Source organism: Flavobacterium sp. N1736, assembly GCF_025947065.1.
Taxonomy (GTDB): domain Bacteria; phylum Bacteroidota; class Bacteroidia; order Flavobacteriales; family Flavobacteriaceae; genus Flavobacterium.
In genome coordinates this window covers 1,797,416-1,817,791 of the sequence record NZ_CP109994.1, presented here as the reverse complement: position 1 = coordinate 1,817,791, position 20,376 = coordinate 1,797,416, and the positions used below count along the sequence as shown (strand labels likewise).

The following is a 20,376-nucleotide window of genomic DNA, read 5'->3' as shown; positions in this document are numbered from 1 at the left end:
AATTTAGACATATCAATACTTTTATATTGAAATACTATAATTAATTAAAAATATCCTGTAAAACATTCATTACCAAGAGTTGTAGATTTGAATTATACTTTAAAAAATATAAATCATGAAAACAGCGACAAAAAACACAACTACTGCAAAAAGTAAAAGCGCAGCTGATACTAAAACGAAAACAACTGCATCAAAAACAAGTGCATCTAAAAGCACTTCTAACGGAACAGTAAAAGCAAAACCATCTGCGGCAGAAGGTCTTAGAGATTTATTTGTAGATTCTCTTAAAGATATCTATTGGGCAGAAAAAGCTTTGACTAAAGCATTGCCAAAAATGGCAAAAAATGCAACATCAGAAAATTTAATTTCTGCAATCAACGACCATTTAGCTGTAACACAAGAACAAGTTGCACGACTTGAAAAAGTGTTTTCGCTTGTGGGTGAAAAAGCCGTAGCCAAAAAATGCGACGCTATGGAAGGACTGATTAAAGAAGGAGAAGGTATTATGGAAGAAACCGAAGTTGGTGCCGTACGTGATGCCGGAATCATTGCAGCCTCTCAAAAAATTGAGCATTATGAAATTGCTACTTATGGTACATTAGTCGCATTTGCAACAACTTTAGGAGAAGATGACGCAGTATTGCTTTTAGAGAAAACTTTAGCAGAAGAAAAAGAAGCAGATATCTTGCTTACAGAAGCTGCTTACAACACAATTAATTTTGATGCTAACGAAGAAGATCAGGATCAGGAATAATTGAATTTTTATATTAAAAATTAGTTTTAATATTGAAAAAAACCTGTATTATTTATGATACAGGTTTTTTTATAATATAAGACCTGTTTTCTAAAACCACACCAATCCATGATTCGTATATAATAGATATAACAAGTAATTATATCATACAAACCCATTATGTTGTACCAGAATATTTTATTAATTGATGATGATCTTGAAGATGTTGAAATACTTACCGAAGCGATAGAGTCTATACTTGAAAAAAAAGTATGTTATGCCGCAACCAAGCGCGCGAAAGTAATTGAAGCGCTGGAGAATAGTAAAATTGTACCCGATTTAATTTTTATGGATCTTAATATGCCTGGCGTAAATCATTTTGAATTATTAGAGCAGATTAAAAGTTCAGAAATTATGCAGCAGGTTCCTATTGTTTTATATTCTTCACATACAAAAGAAATTATGCAGGAATTAACCAAACCCTTTAAAATAGAGCATTATGTTACCAAACCCACAAATTATCAGGATTTAATAACGTTGCTTACAGAAATTTTCAGCAAATAACAGCAACAGCTTATTTATCAATTTTGATCCATACCGGTGCATGATCGCTTGATTTTTCCCATCCGCGAACGTGAGTATCAACTGCACCCGAATGTAGTTTTTTTGCTATTTGCGGACTCAGTAAAAAATGGTCAATACGAAGTCCGGCGTTACGGCTGTAGGCATTTCTAAAATAATCCCAAAAAGTGTAAATTACCTTATTAGGATACAAAGTACGAATGGCATCCGTCCATCCCTGAGAAATAATATTGAAGAAAGCCTCTCGAACCTCAGGTCTGAAAAGAGCATCATCAATCCAGCGTTCCGGTTTATAAACATCAAGTTCAGTAGGCATTACATTAAAATCGCCAACAAGAATTACAGGTGTTTTTAAGGTAAGAAGTATTGCAGAACGTTCTGCTAATCTTTGAAACCACTTGAGTTTATACTCCAGTTTAGGTCCCGGAGCGGGATTTCCGTTTGGCAGGTACAGGCATGCAATCACAATTCCGTCAATCAACGCTTCAATATAACGGCTATGCATATCAGATTCGTCTCCGGGCAAAATATGAGTAATTTCCTCTATGTTCATATTGCGGGACAAAATAGCTACGCCATTCCATTGTTTCTGCCCATGCCAAATAGCTTTGTAGCCCGCATCGTTAATTGCCTTTTCAGGAAATTTATCCTGAGGCGCCTTTAATTCCTGCAGGCAAACAATGTCAGGAGCAGCTTCTTCAAGCCATCGCAACAAAACAGGCAAACGCCCGTTAACACCGTTTACGTTATAAGTAGCTATTTTCATTTGGCATCAGATAAAAGTAATTTTTTCTTCACCAATTTAGCTGTTTGTAGCGGCGCTTCCAGAACTTCCGGAACCTCCTGTATTGTCGTTTTTGTCTGTGTTATAACCTTCTTTATCTGTGCGCGCATCATCACGTTCGTCATCCCAATCTCCGGTATTGGCATCTTCACGATCACTGTTGTATTGGTTGGCATGTTTGTGCTGACTGTGATACGGACATTTTTGTAATTCGTTATAAGTAATAATATTTTCCATGATATTAATTTTTAATTAATTAGAAGTCTAAAATTACGATCGTTGCAAATAAAATCTCTTATAAAAAAATCGGGATTTGTTATGTAATTTACACAAATAAAAATTAAGATTTAAATTCAGAATCAATAAATAGACCAGTCCAGGGAGCATTTGCTCATAAATGGAGTCAAATTGAAAAAGCAGTTTTAACAAAAGATTTTTTCTTTTTATATATTAAAGATGATGATCAGCATATTATATCTATATCGAATAAATTTGATGAGAATAGAAATATAAACGAATTAATCGCATTCGTAGAGAGAAATGTAATTAAAGTTATCAAGATGTAATACCTGCGATTGCTTCATTTCAAAAATCTAAAACTACCAAACCATAAGCCTTATTTAATTCAGTTTTTTTATTGAAAAATAGTAAAAAAATATACAAATGGGAAAGAAAAATATTTTAGTATGTGATAATAAAAAAGTTTTCATAAAAATGTTTAAAAGAAAGTTCAGTCATGAATTTGAATTTACTGATAATGGAACTTTGGATGAAAGTGAAGATAAAATAGAAAGTTTTGACAAGGTGGTTTTTGTGGTATACAATAAGTTTGAATTGATAGAATTTTTAAAACTATATAAAAAAGGAACCAATATTTTAGTGTGCATATTTAATAAAAATTTATACACAGGTTTAACCTTTTTAGAAGATTTTAATGATTTGATTTTACTAGATGGTTCTAAAACCAGAAAGGAAATCATGACCGATTTGAGATCTGGTTTTAAAAGTACGCTGGGATTTAGACAGCAAGTCTCTGAAACTGTTTTTTCTGATTTTCACACACAGAAAAATCAATCGTATACATCATTAAAAAGGCTAATAATATCAGCCGTTTGACGATGTTTTTTTTTTAAGTTATTTATTGATTCAAAATAAAAACCAGGATATTATCTGAATATCCTGGTTTTTTATTTATTTCATTTTATAAATTTCTGAACCAGCCAGTAAAAAACAGCCTAATCCATAATCTTCAAAATCCGGAATCTTATCTATTGTTACCGGTTGTCCGTCTTTAGGTTCTTTTCCTGTTGATTGCAGATACCCTAAAAACCCGTTAGATTGTAAACTTTCAGTTGTCATGGCATTCCATGCTTTTTGAATAACAGGCAAATAAGTCTCTTTTTTTAAAATTCCGCTGTTAATGCCGTAAGCCATTCCATAAACAAACAATGCTGTTCCTGAAAGTTCTTTTCCGCCATAATTAGTTGGATCGTGCAAACTTGCATTCCAAAATCCGTCCGCTCTTTGAATAGGAACCAGAGCAGCAGCCATTAATTTTAAATCTTTTATATATTGTTCCCTGTGCGGTGCATTTTCAGGAATTATAGTAAGCACTTTTGCAAGTGCAGCAATTACCCAGCCATTACCTCGGCTCCAGTAACAATCTTCTCCATTTGGTTCTTTATATGGAGGATCAAAATCGGCATCACGCCACCATAAACCATCTTTTGTGTTAAATAAACCATGATCGCCATGTTTGTTTCTGGTGTACATATACATTTCATACATTTTTTCAAAATAACGATTGTCTTTTTCTAAAACCCCCATTTTAGCAAAAACCGGCATTCCCATTTGTATAGCGTCAATCCACGACCAGTCATCCAGTTGCGGCGTGTTTAAAAGCATATTCGTATTCGCAATTGTATTTTTTAATTTTTTGGCGTCCGGTTCTAAATTGTATAAGTCAATATAGGTTTGAGCTGCGCAATAATTGTCGGCATTACGAGTCGTATTTCCGCCATTAAATCCCCATTTATGAAATTCAGACCATGAAAAAGCATAATCATAATAGGCCTCTTTCGGGAAAATTTCATGCAAAGCCATTAATCCTTCATAATAAACACCGCGTGTCCATATATTGCTTGGGCGTTCTTTATTAGTAATGATCGTTTTGCCTGTTTCCGGCCATTTTTGCATGAAATAATCATTGGCCAATATCATTTGTTTTAGCACTAATTTTTTATCAAATGGCTGTTGTGCGCTTGTTGTACTTGCATACAAAAAGTATATCATGAAGCATAAAAGTAATTTTCTCATTTTAATTTGGTTAAATTAATTTTGTTGTTTTAATGGTGTAATACTAATTGGTCCTAATAATCCTGAAGGCATCGGATTCCATTTTGTGGCATCAAATTTTTTATAATCTTTGTCCACCATATTTATTTCGTAAAAGATTTTCCATTCTTCACCTTTTAATTCTTTATCCCGAATTCTGTTTGCAGAAAGATTAGTAACCTGAATTTTTAAAGTGTTTTTGCCATTTTTTAAGTTTTTGATATTCAGTTTATACGGAACAGACCATGCGGTTCCAACAAATTCATCATTAACCCATACTTTGGCACTTTCGCGAACATCTCCCAGATTTAAACTCCAATTTATTATTTTACTGTTTGGATTTTCAAATTGCAAAGTATACGTTGCAGAACCTGAAAAAGCTACTGCTTCCGGGCTTAGTTTTGTCCATGATTCTAAAGTAGAAATCGTCGCATTGGACGGTAATTTTGGTCCGCCTTTATCAAAAGTAAGTTGCCAGTTTCCTTTTAACAGAATTGATTCAGAACCTGATTCATAATAAACCCATTTTTTTTGTGAAGCCGTATTTTCTGTTTTTAAAAAATAAGATTGTCCCGGTTCTATTTTGATTTTTACAAGAGTTTTATTAGCTGATTTTTTTACAATTGCATTTCCTGATTCTCTGGTTAAAGGATCAAGTATAATAACTTCTTTATTGCCAATTTCTATCGGAATAAATTCATCAATGGTTTTTGGAGTGTGGTTTACCAAATAATAAGTTTTTTCTCCGTCAATATTTCTTCTAATATATTTTAAACCTGTATTTACAAGTGTTTCCGGATATATTTGTTTGTTTTCTAAGGCTTTAAAAATATCCGATACCGGTTTTACCAACTCACTATTTGCATTTAAAATAGATTTAAGTTCTTCTTCCTGTTGTTTATAATTATTAAAACCCGGAACAGATTCCGGCAATCCTTCAAAAATAATAGTGGCACCGTTTTTTTGTAACGATATGATTTTTTGTAAAGTAGCAAGCGGCATTTTTTTGCACGAAGGAATAATTAAGGATTTGAAAGTTACATTGCCTAAACTAATTTTTCCGTCGATTACTTTTGCCTGAGCAAGAAAATTATCCGATATAAAATCAACTCCATATCCTTTCTTCATCAGGTTTTTGGTGGTATCATAAAATGAAGTTCCATATAGCCATTCTGATAAAGAATGTATTTTAAACTGAAAGAATAAATTACCTTTTTGGTATTCACCCCAAGTATCAAAAATAGGCCAGTAAAGCAAAATTTCATTGTCTGGTTTTCCTTGTTGCAATAACGATTGACAGTTTGCAATATAAGAGAAAAGGGCAGGAGCATCTTCCCAAATACTATTATTGGCATTAAAATTTACCGAAGCATAAAATTGCCAGCCCGGCCAAACTGCTCTTGTTGGCGAATAAGTTGAACCATGAAGAAAAACATGATTTACGCCATTTAGCATCAAATCTTCAACTTCTGGTTTGCATTGCGATAAAGCTGTTTTAAAATGCTCGCGTAACCAGGTAAAAGTTTCTGATGAAACCAGATTCTTTCCGGAAATATGTGCTGCCGATGATGAAAATTTCAGCATAACAGGATCAGCATCGCCTTCACGAATATCTTCTTTCTCACGTCGTAAACCCGGAATATCAAAAGGCATAGAACCAAAAGTTTCGCATTCCGGAATATCCGCAGAAGCGTACAAATCAATCAGGTTTCCGGGAGAACCATGCGCCTGAAGTTTAGTTTTAAAGTTTTTAGAATTTGCCCACGCCGTCCAGGGTTTGTCAAATTTATTCAGCAATAAATCGGCAATCGTTTGTTTGTAATCACTTCTTATTCGATTTCCAATTTCATTATCGGTTTCATTCAGCAAAAGCGGCATTTCTTTTTTCAGATCGTAACCTCTCAGGTTTTTAAATTCTTCAAAAAAGTCAGGCGTAAAATCAGTTCCGTAAACCTCATAACTATCATTAAAAATAGCTCTAATTTTACCTTCCCTGCCTTTAAAAGCAGTATTAAAAGGAACGACATAAGCATTTAAAGCTTTTTCAGAATAATGATCCAGTGTATATCCGCTTCCGCCCGGAGCGGCTCTTTTTACCTGTTGCCCGGTTTTTCCGCTAAAAACGGCATAAATAGTATAATCTGCTTTTTGAGCCTTCCATTTTAATTTATTTGCCTCTAATTGATTTGGAATTGAGATATGATTTCCCTCAATTCCTTTATCATTTAATTTGATATTTTTATTTTTTACCTGATCTGTTAAGTTTACAAATGTTCCGTCATTTCCGTAAGCCACAACATATAAAAGTTCGGCAGGGATTTTTTCTTTATTACTGTCAACCGCTATGTTTTTGTCGATTGTTTCATTTTTTTTAAGCTGGTATTTTTCTACAATCAACTTGGTCGCTGCATTTGGCAAAGTAACATGAGAACCGCCGTAAGGCCAGCCCGTTCCTAAAACCATATCAACCTGCATATTAAGACTGTCTGAAACATGAATCGTATAATCTAACATTTCCAGCCATTTAGGAGACAGATAATCAATAAAATTATTTTCTTCACCTTTTACGCCATAGATAGGCGTAATTTCTACACCGCCAATTCCGGCATTATGAAAATCTAAAAGGCTTTTCTTTAAGTTCGGTTTGTCTACAGCACTTCCCATCCACCACCAACGTGCCCACGGCTGATTGATGTTAATTGATTTTGGCCATGGAGAAACGGCTTCTTTTTGCGCAAAAGCACAGCAAGCATATAAAGCACAAAATATAATAAAGAAACCGGTTTTGATTCGTCTCATTTTAAATAGTCAAAAGGTTGGTATGTTATAGTAAAAGTAAAAGTCCTTCCTGAAATTGCTATCCTGTAGCGTCCTGTTTTTAAAATATTAAATAATCTTAAAATTGGTTAATATTTTTACATTTTCTTATTATAAAGACTATAAAAATATGTATAGTGAAAAAATAATTCAATAAAATTTTTAATATGATATTTATATTTTTCGCATTGTAAATCAGTCACTTATATTGGGTTTTAGTTAAAAAAAGGTTAAGTAAAAATATAAGATATTGATATTTAACAGGATACTACAGGATGGTGTGGGGTTTGGTTCTAAATAAATTTGGTTTAACTAATTAATTAACCAAACCAAACTTTTTATGAAAAATAACATTAAACTTTTGCTGATTATAGCTCTGTTTGGATTATTCCATTCTACGGGTTATGCGCAAGAAAAAGTAGTTTCAGGAGCAGTTACTGATCCGGCGAAACTATCGATACCGGGAGTAAATGTATTTGTTAAGGGAACCAATAGAGCTTCCAGTACAGATTTTGATGGAAAGTACAGTGTCAAGGTATCTGAAGGAGAAACGCTTGTTTTTTCTTTTATCGGATTTGTGACAAAAGAACTAAAAGTTGGTGCTTCAAATACCTACAATGTTACTTTAGAAACAGAAAGTTCTAACTTAAATGAAGTTGTAGTTATTGGGTACGGAACTCAAAAGAAAAAATTAACCACAGGAGCAATTTCGGGAATTAAAACAGAAAATTTTACTGAAAGACCTATTTCAAGAATCGATCAGGGTTTAATTGGGCAGGTTGCCGGAGTTCGTGTAAAACAAACTACAGGTTTACCGGGACAGCCTTTTAGTATCGAAATTCGTGGAGCAGGTTCTATCACGGCAGGAAACGAACCGTTGTATGTAGTAGACGGATTTCCAATTAATACCGAAGGATCAAATGTAAACGGAGGATTTTCAAACGGTAGTCCGCTGGATAATATGAACCCAAATGATGTAGCTTCGATTGAAGTTTTAAAAGATGCGGCAGCAGCTGCAATTTATGGATCAAGAGCATCAAACGGAGTAGTTCTTATTACAACAAAAAAAGGAAAATTAGGGAAACCAACATTCACTTTTAATACTTACGGAGGAGTTAATAAAGAAGCCAACAGAGTTGATATGTTATCGGCAGAACAATGGATTGGAAGAGCTAAAACCATGATTGATGCGCAATGGGTTGGATCTGGAATTGCAGGTGCATCTGCCAATCAAAATACGGCGCAGCGTATTGCGGCTTATAATGCAGTAAATCCAACAGCGCCGCTTACAACTGCAAATTCAAGATATTTTACCTATTTGTATGATGACAGATGGGATATGCCGGGACATCCGGGACTGGATTATATCGATTGGCAGGATAAAGTTTTCCGTACAGGAGAATTTAGCAATTATCAATTATCAGCTTCGGGAGCTACAGAAACGGTTAACTATTATGTGTCTGCCAATTATCAAAAAAATACAGGATATATTGTAGGAACTGATTATACTTTGTTTTCTGCAAGAGCAAATGTTGATGTTAAATTATCAGAAAAATTCAAGATGGGAATCAATTTAGCGCCTTCTTATTCTGTAAAAAATGATCCGGGTGTTGAAGGAAAAGATAATACATTATTTAAAGCTTTAACAGCAACTCCTGTTTTTGAAAGCACATCAAATGCTGCCGGAGAAAAATACACCACAAGGTATGCATGGGGAAGCAGTACAACCAATATGTTGAATGCGTTAGCCAGAACAGGGAAAAATTCAATGAACAGAACTTTAATTTCTACTTATGCGAGCTATGAATTTGTTAAAGGATTAACATTTAAAAGCACAATTAATTTTGATAACGCAGATAACGTTAACGAAAGTTACACGCCAAACGATGTTATTGCAAGTATTAGAGGAGCTTATAACACGTACAGAAGACAAAATTTAGTAAATGAAAATACTTTAAATTACGATTTGTCATTAGGAGATCATCATTTTAATGTGCTTTTAGGACAGTCTTTTAATAAATATGAAATTACAAAATCGTCACTTTCATCGGGAGCGCTTTATCAGGATACCGGTATCGAAACTTTACCAACCGGATCATTAGGTTCAACAACTGCCGAAAAAAATACATTGCTTTCTTATTTTGCAAGATTGCAATACAATTATAAAGAAAAATACATTTTAGCAGCGAGTGTTAGACGCGACGGTTCATCAAAATTTGGAACTGACAGACGTTGGGGCGTATTCTCTTCACTTTCGTTAGGATGGAGAGTAAAACAAGAAGAATTTTTGAAAGAAGTAAATTGGCTAAGTGATTTAAAATTAAGAGCCAGTGCAGGTACAAACGGAAGTAATAACATTGCTTCTTACGGTCCGTATGCACTTTTGGGACAATTTAATTATTCTATTGGCGGTGCATCTGCCGGCGGACTTGGAGCATCTACAATACCAAATCCTGACTTGCACTGGGAAGAATCAAAAAGTATTGATTATGGTGTAGATTTCGGATTTCTTCAAAACAGAATTACAGGAACATTTGAGGTGTACAAAAAAAATAACAGCGAATTATTATTGCGCGTTCCGGTTCTTGCCGCAAGTGGATTTCAAAATTATTTAACCAATATTGGAGAAGTTGAAAACAAAGGATGGGAATTTGAATTGAATTCCATAAACGTTAAAACAAATAATTTCGAGTGGAGAACATCAGCAAATATCAGTCATAACGAAAATAAAGTTTTGGCATTAGGAACAGGTCAGTCTAAAATTGAAATTAGTAATGCTTATGATGGAGGCGTTCCGTTTATAAAATTAGAAGTTGGCAAACCCATGTATACCATCTTCGGATTACAGCAAAATGGCGTTGTAAGTCAGGCTGATATTGATAAAGGCGGAACTACTATTGGGGGAAATAAACTCGTTTTAGGAGATCCAAGATATATTGATCAAAACGGAGACAAAAAAATAAACTCAGAAGATCGTGTAGATTTAGGAAATCCTACTCCAAAATACACGTGGGGAATCACCAATAATTTTAAATATAAAGATATTGATTTAAGCGTTTTAGTACAGGGTCAAAACGGAGGAACAGTTTACGGATTAACAGGAAGAGCGATTGACCGTACCGGAATGGGATCTGTAGAAAATTCATTAGATGTAGATCCTGCCACAAGAGGAAACTGGAGAACTTCTTTTGGATATCAGGCAAACTCAGATTGGTTGTATAAATCAGATTATGTAAGTATCAGAAGTATTTCAATTGGTTATAATTTGAGACAGGCATTAAAAGGCGTAAAAAGAATTGACAATGCAAGACTTTACATTACAGGAGAAAACTGGTTCTACTGGAATAAATATAAGGTAGGTTACAATCCCGAAGCTGTAAATACTTCGGCAAGTTCTAATAGTGATTTTTCTGTGCCGGTAGATTACGGAGGCGCTCCACTTGCAAAGTCACTTGTTATAGGTCTTAACATTAATTTTAATTAAAATAAAATGAAAAAATATATCTCTTTAGCTGCAGGCGTTTTGGCATTATTTGCCTTTACATGCTGCGAAGATGAATTGACTCAATTGCCACTTTCACAACGAACAATAGAGAATTTTTATCTTACACAGTCTGATTTTGTTCAGGCAAGAAATGCTACCTATTCCGTTGCCTTTCATGGTGCGGGAACGTATGGTTATGCCAACAGAGTTTTAAATTTAAGCGAAACCAGATCAGATAATTTGTATGCAACCACAACAGCATCAAGAGAATGGGAGGGAATCAACAGCTTTTATACCAATATCAGCACCAATACCTATGTAAAAGAAGCATACACAAGTAATTACAATGCGATTTATAAAGCAAATCAATTGCTCGAAAAACTATCCGAAAAAGGAGACCTTATTTTTACAAATCCTGCCGATAAAACTTCAATGGTTGCCGAAGCTCGTTTTCTTAGAGCATTTTGCTACTTTGATTTAATCAGATGGTTTGGAAGAGTACCGTTAATCGACAGAACAATGACAGCTGCAGAAGTAGCAAATGTTAAAAGAACACCCGTTAAAGATGTTTACGATTTTATTATCTCCGACCTTGAACAAGCTATTCCGGATCTTCTTCCTGCATACGATGCTGCAAACTACGGAAGAGTTTCAAAATATGGAGCAAAAGCATTATTAGGTCTTGTTTATATGACACGCTCAAGCCCAACTTACGGAATTGACGGCGCTACACTTGGCTTAAACGAATGGGATAAAGCCTATCAGCAATTAAACGATATCAAACTAAGCGGACTATATACTTTTGGTACTGATTATGCGAATATTTTTAAAATTGAAGGACTGACAAATAAAGAAAACGTATTAACGATTCCATATACACAAAGTCTTCCAAGCTCTGTTGGAGGCAATTTTATGGTAGAAGTAGGCTACGAACCTTATTTTGCCTCAGTTAATTTATCGGCACAAGGATCTTTAGAAGCAAAACCCGTATCGACAGACCTTGTAAATAAGTTTGCTGCAACAGATCTTAGAAAAACTTTTGGTATTGCAACAAGTTATACAGTAGCAACAGGAACATATAAAGGAAGTTACACACTTCCGGTTTTCAAAAAATATATAGACCCAACAAGATACGGAAACGGTCGTGAAGACTGGGGCGTAGATTTTATGGTAATACGCTACACAGATGTATTAATGATGATGGCAGAATGTACACTTCACGGAGGCGGAGGCTCGCAGGCCGATGTTGATGACATTGTAAATAAAGTAAGAACAAGAGCCGGAATAACTCCAGATGCTGCAAATATTACTTTAGATCAATTATTTGCCGAAAGAAGAAAAGAATTTTTCTCAGAAGGAACAAGATGGTTTGATCTAATCAGATCTGGAAAAGCAGTTGAAACAATGAACGCCTGGAAAGCCGTTGAAGATACCGATGGAAAAATTAGAACTATAGATAATAACGCCTTGATTTATCCAATTCCGTTACAGGAAATACTGGCAGTTCCGGGACTTTATGATCAAAATATTGGTTACGACTAAAAAAACTTTGCCCCCAATCTTTTTTTATATTTTGTTTTTTTTGAAAAAGCTGTCTTTTTTTGACAGCTTTTTTGCATTTTCCAATTCAAAAGAAACAGGAAAGCACAGGATGCTTTTCGGACTTAACTATTTTAAATTTAAAGTTCAGGACTTAATACTTCAACGCCAATGATTTACTTAAAAAAGTTGCCCTTGTTTTTAGTTGTTTTGTTTGTGAAAATTTCCCTTACCGCTCAGGTTAAATTGCCTGCATTGGTAAGCGATAATATGGTTTTACAGCAAAACGCAAAAGTCAATGTATGGGGATGGGCGTCTCCAAACGAAAAAATAAGCATTCATCCAGAATGGTTAACTACCACAATTGAAACCGTTGCAAATCCCGACGGAACATGGAAAACAACTCTTGATACGCCAACAGGAAGCGAAAAAACATATACAATAACCATTACCGCAACCAATAAAATTATACTCAATAATATTTTAATTGGTGAAGTCTGGATTTGTTCCGGACAATCAAACATGTATTTTCCTGTAGGAAAAGAAGAAGGAACCTGGAAAACCGGAGTTAAAAACTATCAGGAAGAAGTTAAAAATGCTTCCTACCCAAACATCAGATTGTTTACCGTTTTAACAAATGCATCACCAAAGCCACTTGACGATGTAATTGGTTCATGGAAAAAATGTTCGCCCGAAAGTATCAATACATTTTCGGCAGTAGCTTATTTTTTCGGGAGAGAATTATATCAAAAATTAAACGTCCCAATCGGATTAATTTCGAGTTCGTGGGGCGGTACAAAAGCAGAAGCGTGGACATCTCAAAATGTTTTAGAAAGCGATGTTTCTTTTTTGCCAATATTGCAGCAAGATGCCAAAAACGAAAAAATATATCAGGAAAAACTAGAAGCCTATTATTTAGCCTTAATAAATGAACGAATCGCAAGCGCGGCAAATGCAGCAAAATCAGAAATAAAAAAGCCAAAGAAAGAAGCCAATAAAACCTCCTATGTTTTGTATAATGCGATGCTTTATCCTTTAATAAATTACACCATGAAAGGCGTAATCTGGTATCAGGGCGAAAGCAATTCCGGACAAGCAAATTTGTACCGAACACTATTTCCGGCAATGGTAAAAAATTGGAGAGACGATTGGAAACAAGGTGATTTCCCTTTTTATTATGTACAAATTGCACCTCACAAAGGACAAAATGCAGACATTCGGGAAGCACAATTAATGTCCTTAAAAACCATAACCAATAGCGGAATGGTTGTTACAACAGATGTTGGCGACGCAAACAATATTCACCCAATAGACAAACAAACCGTTGGGCATCGCCTTGCTTTATTGGCAAGAGCCAAAACGTATAACGAAAATAAATTAGTGTATTCAGGACCCATTTACAATCACATGAAAATTAAAAATCAAAAAGCACAATTGTTTTTTGATTATGCCGAATCAGGTTTGAAGAAAGACGGAGAAACGCTGAAAGAATTTGAAATTGCCGGAGACGATCAGATTTTTTATCCTGCCAATGCCAAAATTGAAGGAAAAACAATAGTAGTTTCCTCTTCAAAAGTAAAAAATCCCGCAGCCGTTCGTTTTGCATGGAAAGCCGTACCGGAACCCAATTTATTCAATACTGAAAACCTGCCCGCATCACCTTTCAGAACAGATGATTGGATTGATAAAACAGAGAAAAAATAAATATAGCCACAGATTAAAAAGATTAAAAGATTAAAAAATAAAAAAAATCTGCTTAATCTGCCAAATCTGCGTGAAAAAAATCAACATAATGAATCTAAAATCTAAAATCTGAAATTAAAAAATGAACAGAAGAAAATTTATAGTTGGAAATTCACTTGCATTATTAGCTTTATGTCTTCCGTTTTCGGCGAAAGCCATAGATTTTTTAGACGAACCAAAGCTTTCAGATTTTGAAAAAAAACTTCGTCCCGTTGGTCGTGCGCTTGAATTTGAAGATTATTATGTTTGGTGCAACAGTCCAATTGAAGGACCTGATGGCAAAATTCATGTTTTTTTTTCAAGATGGAAAAAATCAAAAGGAATGAGCGGCTGGATTAATTCTTCAGAAATTGCACACGCCGTTGCCGATAAACCCGAAGGACCGTACGAATATATAAGTACTATTTTGGCACCGCGTGGCGAAGGATTTTGGGATGCAACAACCTGTCATAATCCAAGTATTCATTTTGTGGATGGAAAATATGCCCTGTTTTTTATGGGAAATTCCAACGGAAAAATGGACACCAAACGAATTGGTTTAGCAACTTCTGATTCACTTTACGGTCCGTGGAAAAGACCCGACAAACCCTTATTATTACCCGGAGAAAAAGGAGAATGGGATGATCTTTTAACCACAAATCCATCCTTTTTAAAACATCCAAACGGAGAATATTGGCTGTATTATAAATCGTTGGATACAGAAAATTATGTACATCCAAAATTCCCCATAAAAGGAAACAGAAAATACGGATTGGCAATTTCAAAATCGCTTGAAGGACCATACATTAAACATAAAAATAATCCATTAATTGATTTTTCTAAACTGGGAAATAACCAGCAATGCGAAGACGCTTTTGTGTGGTACGAAAACAAGAAATTTAAAATGTTAGCCCGAGATATGGGCGTTTTCGGAATCGATCACGGGCTTTATATGGATTCTGACGACGGTATTTATTGGAACGAACCTTCAATTGCATATCAGCCATTGGATAAATATATAAAACAGCCCGAAGCACCAAAACATTTAAATAGATATGGACGTGCCGAACGACCGCAGTTATTGTTTCAAAACGGAAAAGCCACCTATTTATTTACTGCATCTCAGGGAGGAAAATACGAAACTGCGTCGGCTTTTATTTTTAGAATAGTATAAAATGATTAAATTGTTACAAAAAACAAACAGCATAAAAAAAACAAAAAAAATGAAAACTAAATTCTATCTGTCAATTGCAGTAACAGCAATGGTTTTTGCAAATATAAATGCACAGCAAAAAGCAACCGGAAACAAAATTGTTTTAAAGAATTCTTCCAAATTAGAACTGTCTCAAAAAGCAATTTCAATAAAAAGAAATCAGCTTTCGATTAAAGACGAAGCCAGTCAATATCCAATTTTAATTTATAAAACAGATACAATTCCGGCGCAGGTAAATGACCTTGACGGAGATGGAAAATGGGATGAATTATTTTTAGTTGCCGATTTTTCTCCAAATGAAACCAAAACGTTAGCCTTAAAATGGTCAAAAAAAGATCCTAAATTTCCAATGAAAACAAGCGTTCGATTCGGAAAAAGAGAAGCCAAAGACAAACCGGTTCATCCGGACACGCAAGAAGTTTTAATGGCAAATCAGGTACATAAAAAATTAGGCTATCAAAAATATCAAACCGACGGACCAAGCTGGGAAAATGATAAAGTTGGTTTTAGACATTATTTAGACGGAAGAAATTCTAAAGATGTTTTCGGGAAAAAAATACCCGGAATCACGCCCGAAGATGTGGGTATAAACAGCAAAGGCGCCGTTGAAGATAATTATCACGTAATGTACGATTGGGGAAGAGATATTTTTCCTGTTGGAAATTCTGCCGGATTAGGCGGTTTTGCCTTATTGAAAGACAATAAAATCAACAGACTCGGAATTATCGCCAGCGATACCGTAAATAATATCGAAAAAACGACGTTCAAAATCGTCAGTGAAGGTCCGGTAAACTCCGTTTTAAGCTATAATTACCATAACTGGAAAATAGACGGAAACGAATATCAGGCACAAGAAACCGCTTCGATCTGGCCGGGAATGTACGGTTATAAAAATACCGTATCTCTAAACGGATTAAAAGGAAACGAAATGTTATTGATTGCACTTTCTAACCTAAACAACCAGAACCCATTGCAAGTAATTGACTCAGGCGATTTTGTATGTTTTATTCAGCACGATAAATTAACCTACGAACGCCAATGGATTTTAGGAACAGCTATAATAATTCCGAAAAATGTCTATAAAGGCTATATCGAAGCACCAAAAACCGGACAATTAACAGATTCATATCTTATAAAATTAAACGTAAAAAACAAACAGCAAATTAGTTATTACCCAATTGCCGGATGGGAATTAAGCGCTGATAAAAACTTTAAAGATTCCCCTTATTTTACCAATTACGTGACGAATATTGCGAAGCAGCTTTCAGCAAAAATTAAAGTTGAGGTAAAGTAAGCACAAAATAACCACAAACCACGTCATTGCGAGGAACGAAGCAACCTCACTAACAAAACCATAAAGTGTGACTCAGCAAATGTGATTGCTTCGTTCCTCGCAAAGACAAATACCAACCTCACTAACACCAACCAAAAATGAAAAACATTCTAACCTCGATAATATGCATTTTCGCTTTCACGCAAGTGCTAATATCTCAAAACTACAAAAACGACACTTTCCCGGACGGATCACCAATTTCAGACTGGTTTAAAGATTATACGAAACTCCAATTAAAAGATTTAGGCAAACAATATATCATTACAGATTTTGGCGTAAGCAAAGACAGCACTAAAATTCAAACCGTCGCCATCCAAAAAGTAATCGATAAAGCTGCTGCAAATGGCGGCGGCGTAATTGTAATTCCCAAAGGTGTTTATTTAAGCGGTGCCTTATTTTTTAAACCAAAAACAGCTTTATACGTTTCAGAAGGCGGAGTTTTAAAAGGATCAGATAATATTGCCGATTTTCCAATTATGCCATCACGAATGGAAGGACAAAATCTGGATTATTTTCCGGCTTTGGTAAATGCTTACGGAGTCGATCATTTTTCGATTTCCGGAAAAGGAACCATCAACGGAAACGGTAAAAAATATTGGGAAGCATTCTGGCAAAGACGAAAAGAAAACCCAAAATGTACCAACCTCGAAGTTTCTAGACCAAGATTAATTTTTGTGTGGAATTCGAACAACGTGCAATTACAAGATGTAAAACTGATAAATTCAGGTTTTTGGACAAACCATTTTTATAAATGCAACAATGTAAAAATGCTCGATTTGTACATTTTCTCCCCACATATTGGCGTAAAAGCACCAAGTACAGATGCGATTGATATAGATATTTGCACCAATTTTTTAGTAAAAGGCTGTTATATGTCAGTAAACGATGATGCGATTGCCCTAAAAGGAGGAAAAGGCCCATATGCAGATCAGGACAAAAACAACGGACCAAACGCCAATATTATCATAGAAGACTGTAATTTCGGTTTTTGTCATTCATCCTTAACAAACGGAAGTGAATCCATCCATAACAGAAATGTCATTATGCGCAACTGCAAAATAGATGGAGCATCACGATTATTATGGCTTAAAATGCGTCCCGATACACCACAGCGATATGAATATATTAGAGTCGAAGATATTAAAGGAGAAGCCAAAACAGGACTTGCTGTATTTGCGTGGAAACAGTTTTTTGATCTAAAAGGACGTCCTGATATTCCGCTTTCTTACGGAGACAATATCACTTTGAAAAATATAGAGTTGAAATGTGATACTTTTTACGGAGTTGAAAATGACCCGAATGTACGTTTGTCAAATTTTACTTTTGAAAATTTAAATATAGAAACCACCAAAACCAATATAGATAAAAGCTTAATAAACGGAGTAACCTTTAAAAATGTCTATATAAACAAACAATTAACAGAGTAAGTTGCAGAACCACAAAGTTGTAAGAGTTTACAGTTGTAAAGTCTTTAAGTGTTGATTTTGTAATACAAAAAATGTCTGAAAATTGTTATTATCCCGTGATTATTAAGTGATAACGTAAAAAAAAATAAAAAAAGTTATTTCTGTAATGGTTTGATAATGAATGATGAAGAAGATCGGTTAATGAAATATTAACTTTCGGGGTAAAAAGAGTGATAATTTTAACACTAAACTTGCGTTATCTATCAAGCAAACTTTTATTTTTGCGCCTTAATTTAACAAGTATAAGCATGAAAGATCTATTAGTAAAAATCAACGCCGAAATCGACACATTCAAAGCAGAGGCTGAATCATTAACTGAAAAAGGAGTTAAAGCTGCTGGACCTAGAGCTCGTAAAGCGACTTTAGAAATTGAAAAACTTTTAAAAGAATTCAGAAAAGTTTCTATCGAAGAATCAAAAAAATAATCTTTTTTGAATGAAAAAGATAAAACCTCGTTTAAGCAATTAGATGAGGTTTTTTTTGTGTTAGAAGTTAGATGTTAAATGTTAGAAGTTAGATGTTAAATGTTAGAAGTTAAATGTTAGAAGTTAGAAGTTAACCCATAACTCACAATTCACAACTCACAATTCACAATTCACAATTGAACTCCTAGTTTTTTAATACTTTCAGCTACGGTTTGTGCGTTTAGTTTTGCACCTTCAAAACCCGTATGCGTATGATCTTTTGGGAAAAACGCCTTTACTTTTTCTTTTCCTAAAGCTTCATATTTTAATGCCACAATTTCATTCAAATCAATATAAAAAACGCCTTCTTTTTCAGCAGCTTCTTTAGACCATTTTCCGTACGTATCCGTTCTTCTTTCAACCTTGTCGTTTGTCCATTCGTTTCTTGGCGTCTGACTCAGCACAATTACAATCGCGCCTTTTTCTTTGGCTTCGCGGATAAATTTGTTCATATACCAGCCAAAAGTATGAACAGTTTCTTTAGATCCGTCGGACAGTTTAACCTCTTGAATTTCATCTCCGTTACCTTTCAATGAACCTCTGAATTTTTCCTTATCAACAGCTCCGGCGTCGTTATGACCAAACTGAATCAGGACAAAATTTCCGGGTTGTAATTGGTTTTTAACTTCCTCCCAAAGACCTTCATGATCAAAAGTTCTCGTACTTCTCCCGCCTCTGGCTTTGTTAATTACCTCAATTTTAGTCGTATCGCAAAACATAGGAAAAGTGACACCCCAGCCAACAGCATTTTCATCTTTATTATTCGCCATTGTAGAATCTCCCACTAAAAAGACTTTTTTCTTTGACGGAAGCACAATTTTCGGATCTTTTAAAACATATTTTTTGAGCGAATTTTTGCTTTCTCTCACTTCACTAATAATCACCGAAGCCGAAAGCACAGCGCCTTTTGCAGAAGTATGCGTATGATCTTTTTTATAGAAATACGTTCCCGTTACATTCGTTTCACCCAATTTTTCCATTTCAAGAGCCATTTTATTATTCAAATCAATAAAAGTGACCTTCTCTTTATTTGCAATTTGCTTCGCCCATAATCCGTATGAAGTATCGTTGCGTGGCACTTTTCCGTTTTTCCAGTCATTTCTCGGAATCGGAGAACAAATAATCGGAATCGCTCCTTTTAATTTTGCTTCGCGGACAATTTTCTCAATATACCAGCCGTAACTATGAACTATTTCATGTTTTTTAGTCAGGATATTATCGATTTCCTGCGTTTCATTACCAATACCTTTTATCGTTCCGCGAGCGCGAAGACTATCGTTTATTGGCCCGTCATCATTATGTCCAAACTGAATTAAAACATAATCTCCTTTTTTAAGTTTGTTCAAAACAGCAGTCCATAAACCTTTATCCTGAAAAGTTCTGCTGCTCGTGCCGCCCAACGCATGATTTTCGACAGAAACTTTTGTAGTATCCAAAAACTGCCCAATAAAATCTCCCCAACCCCAAAGTCCGCCAGATCCGTCGCCCTTACCATTTTTTACAGTAGAATCTCCCACCGTAAAAACAGTTGGTTTGGAGTTTTGCGCAATCGAAAAGTTGAAAAATAAGAAAGCCCAACAGAAAGTGAGAAGTGGTTTTAATGAATTCATAGAGTGAATTAGAGAATTAGATAATTTGTCAATTAGAAAATTAGATAATGCATATCAAGCTTTGTCGAAGTTGTAAAACTTTGACAAAGCTAATGGCGAAACCTGAAACCTGAAACCTGAAACCTGAAACCTGAAACCTGAAACCTGAAACCTGAAACCTGAAACCTGAAACCTGAAACCTGAAACACCTTTTCAAAACTAATAGTTCCATTTTTATATACTATCCTGTACTATGATGTTAAAATATTATGGAATTATAAATTATTAAATTACAAAAATCAGGTAGGTACAGGAT

The 20,376-nt window shown here is 34.8% G+C and carries 15 protein-coding genes; 10 read left to right on the top strand and 5 right to left on the bottom strand.

The window, feature by feature from the left end; translation table 11 throughout:
* Positions 1-115 precede the first annotated feature (115 nt).
* Positions 116-754 (top strand): ferritin-like domain-containing protein, encoded by a 639-nt coding sequence (locus OLM54_RS07665; protein WP_264538003.1) that lies wholly within the window; start codon positions 116-118, stop codon positions 752-754.
* 159 nt (positions 755-913) lie between these two features.
* Positions 914-1,297, top strand: coding sequence for a response regulator (locus OLM54_RS07660; protein ID WP_264538002.1), 384 nt, complete (start codon positions 914-916; stop codon positions 1,295-1,297).
* Positions 1,298-1,307: 10 nt separating this feature from the next.
* On the opposite strand, the gene xth is transcribed toward OLM54_RS07660, so the two are convergent.
* Positions 1,308-2,081 (bottom strand): exodeoxyribonuclease III, encoded by a 774-nt coding sequence (gene xth / locus OLM54_RS07655; RefSeq protein ID WP_264538001.1) that lies wholly within the window; start codon positions 2,079-2,081, stop codon positions 1,308-1,310.
* A gap of 36 nt (positions 2,082-2,117) precedes the next feature.
* Entirely contained in the window at positions 2,118-2,336 is a 219-nt protein-coding gene (locus OLM54_RS07650; RefSeq protein ID WP_264538000.1) for a hypothetical protein, read from the bottom strand.
* 426 nt (positions 2,337-2,762) lie between these two features.
* On the opposite strand from OLM54_RS07650, the gene OLM54_RS07645 reads away from it, so the two are divergent.
* Positions 2,763-3,215: a hypothetical protein gene (locus OLM54_RS07645; RefSeq protein ID WP_264537999.1), complete on the top strand. Its 453-nt coding sequence runs from the start codon at positions 2,763-2,765 to the stop codon at positions 3,213-3,215.
* A 75-nt stretch (positions 3,216-3,290) separates the two neighbouring features.
* Here the strand turns inward: OLM54_RS07645 and OLM54_RS07640 are convergent, their stop codons facing one another.
* Both OLM54_RS07640 and OLM54_RS07635 read right to left on the bottom strand, forming a co-directional pair.
* Complete coding sequence (locus OLM54_RS07640; protein WP_264537998.1) at positions 3,291-4,415, bottom strand: glycoside hydrolase family 88 protein; 1,125 nt, start codon at positions 4,413-4,415, stop codon at positions 3,291-3,293.
* Between the two features lie 15 nt (positions 4,416-4,430).
* On the bottom strand, positions 4,431-7,232 hold the full coding sequence (locus OLM54_RS07635) for a glycosyl hydrolase (RefSeq protein WP_264537997.1): 2,802 nt from the start codon (positions 7,230-7,232) through the stop codon (positions 4,431-4,433).
* Between the two features lie 358 nt (positions 7,233-7,590).
* Here OLM54_RS07635 and OLM54_RS07630 point away from each other — a divergent pair, with 358 nt between their 5' ends.
* The 7 genes from OLM54_RS07630 (at position 7,591) to OLM54_RS07600 (ending at position 18,432) form a co-directional block, all read left to right on the top strand.
* Entirely contained in the window at positions 7,591-10,734 is a 3,144-nt protein-coding gene (locus OLM54_RS07630; protein WP_264537996.1) for a SusC/RagA family TonB-linked outer membrane protein, read from the top strand.
* Positions 10,735-10,740: 6 nt separating this feature from the next.
* Entirely contained in the window at positions 10,741-12,276 is a 1,536-nt protein-coding gene (locus OLM54_RS07625) for a RagB/SusD family nutrient uptake outer membrane protein (protein WP_264537995.1), read from the top strand.
* A 168-nt stretch (positions 12,277-12,444) separates the two neighbouring features.
* Entirely contained in the window at positions 12,445-13,977 is a 1,533-nt protein-coding gene (locus OLM54_RS07620) for a sialate O-acetylesterase (RefSeq protein WP_264537994.1), read from the top strand.
* Between the two features lie 121 nt (positions 13,978-14,098).
* A complete protein-coding gene (locus tag OLM54_RS07615; RefSeq protein ID WP_264537993.1) occupies positions 14,099-15,169 on the top strand; it encodes a glycoside hydrolase family protein in 1,071 nt (356 codons plus the stop codon).
* Positions 15,170-15,218: 49 nt separating this feature from the next.
* Positions 15,219-16,502: a DUF4861 domain-containing protein gene (locus tag OLM54_RS07610; protein WP_264537992.1), complete on the top strand. Its 1,284-nt coding sequence runs from the start codon at positions 15,219-15,221 to the stop codon at positions 16,500-16,502.
* A gap of 137 nt (positions 16,503-16,639) precedes the next feature.
* The gene (locus tag OLM54_RS07605) at positions 16,640-17,968 is read left to right on the top strand and encodes a glycoside hydrolase family 28 protein (RefSeq protein WP_264537991.1); all 1,329 of its coding nucleotides are present in this window, start codon (positions 16,640-16,642) and stop codon (positions 17,966-17,968) included.
* Between the two features lie 287 nt (positions 17,969-18,255).
* Positions 18,256-18,432, top strand: a complete 177-nt coding sequence (locus tag OLM54_RS07600; RefSeq protein WP_042566514.1) for a histone H1 — start codon at positions 18,256-18,258, stop codon at positions 18,430-18,432.
* Between the two features lie 170 nt (positions 18,433-18,602).
* Here OLM54_RS07600 and OLM54_RS07595 read toward each other — a convergent pair whose 3' ends face one another.
* Complete coding sequence (locus OLM54_RS07595; protein ID WP_264537990.1) at positions 18,603-20,081, bottom strand: rhamnogalacturonan acetylesterase; 1,479 nt, start codon at positions 20,079-20,081, stop codon at positions 18,603-18,605.
* Positions 20,082-20,376: the final 295 nt, after the last annotated feature.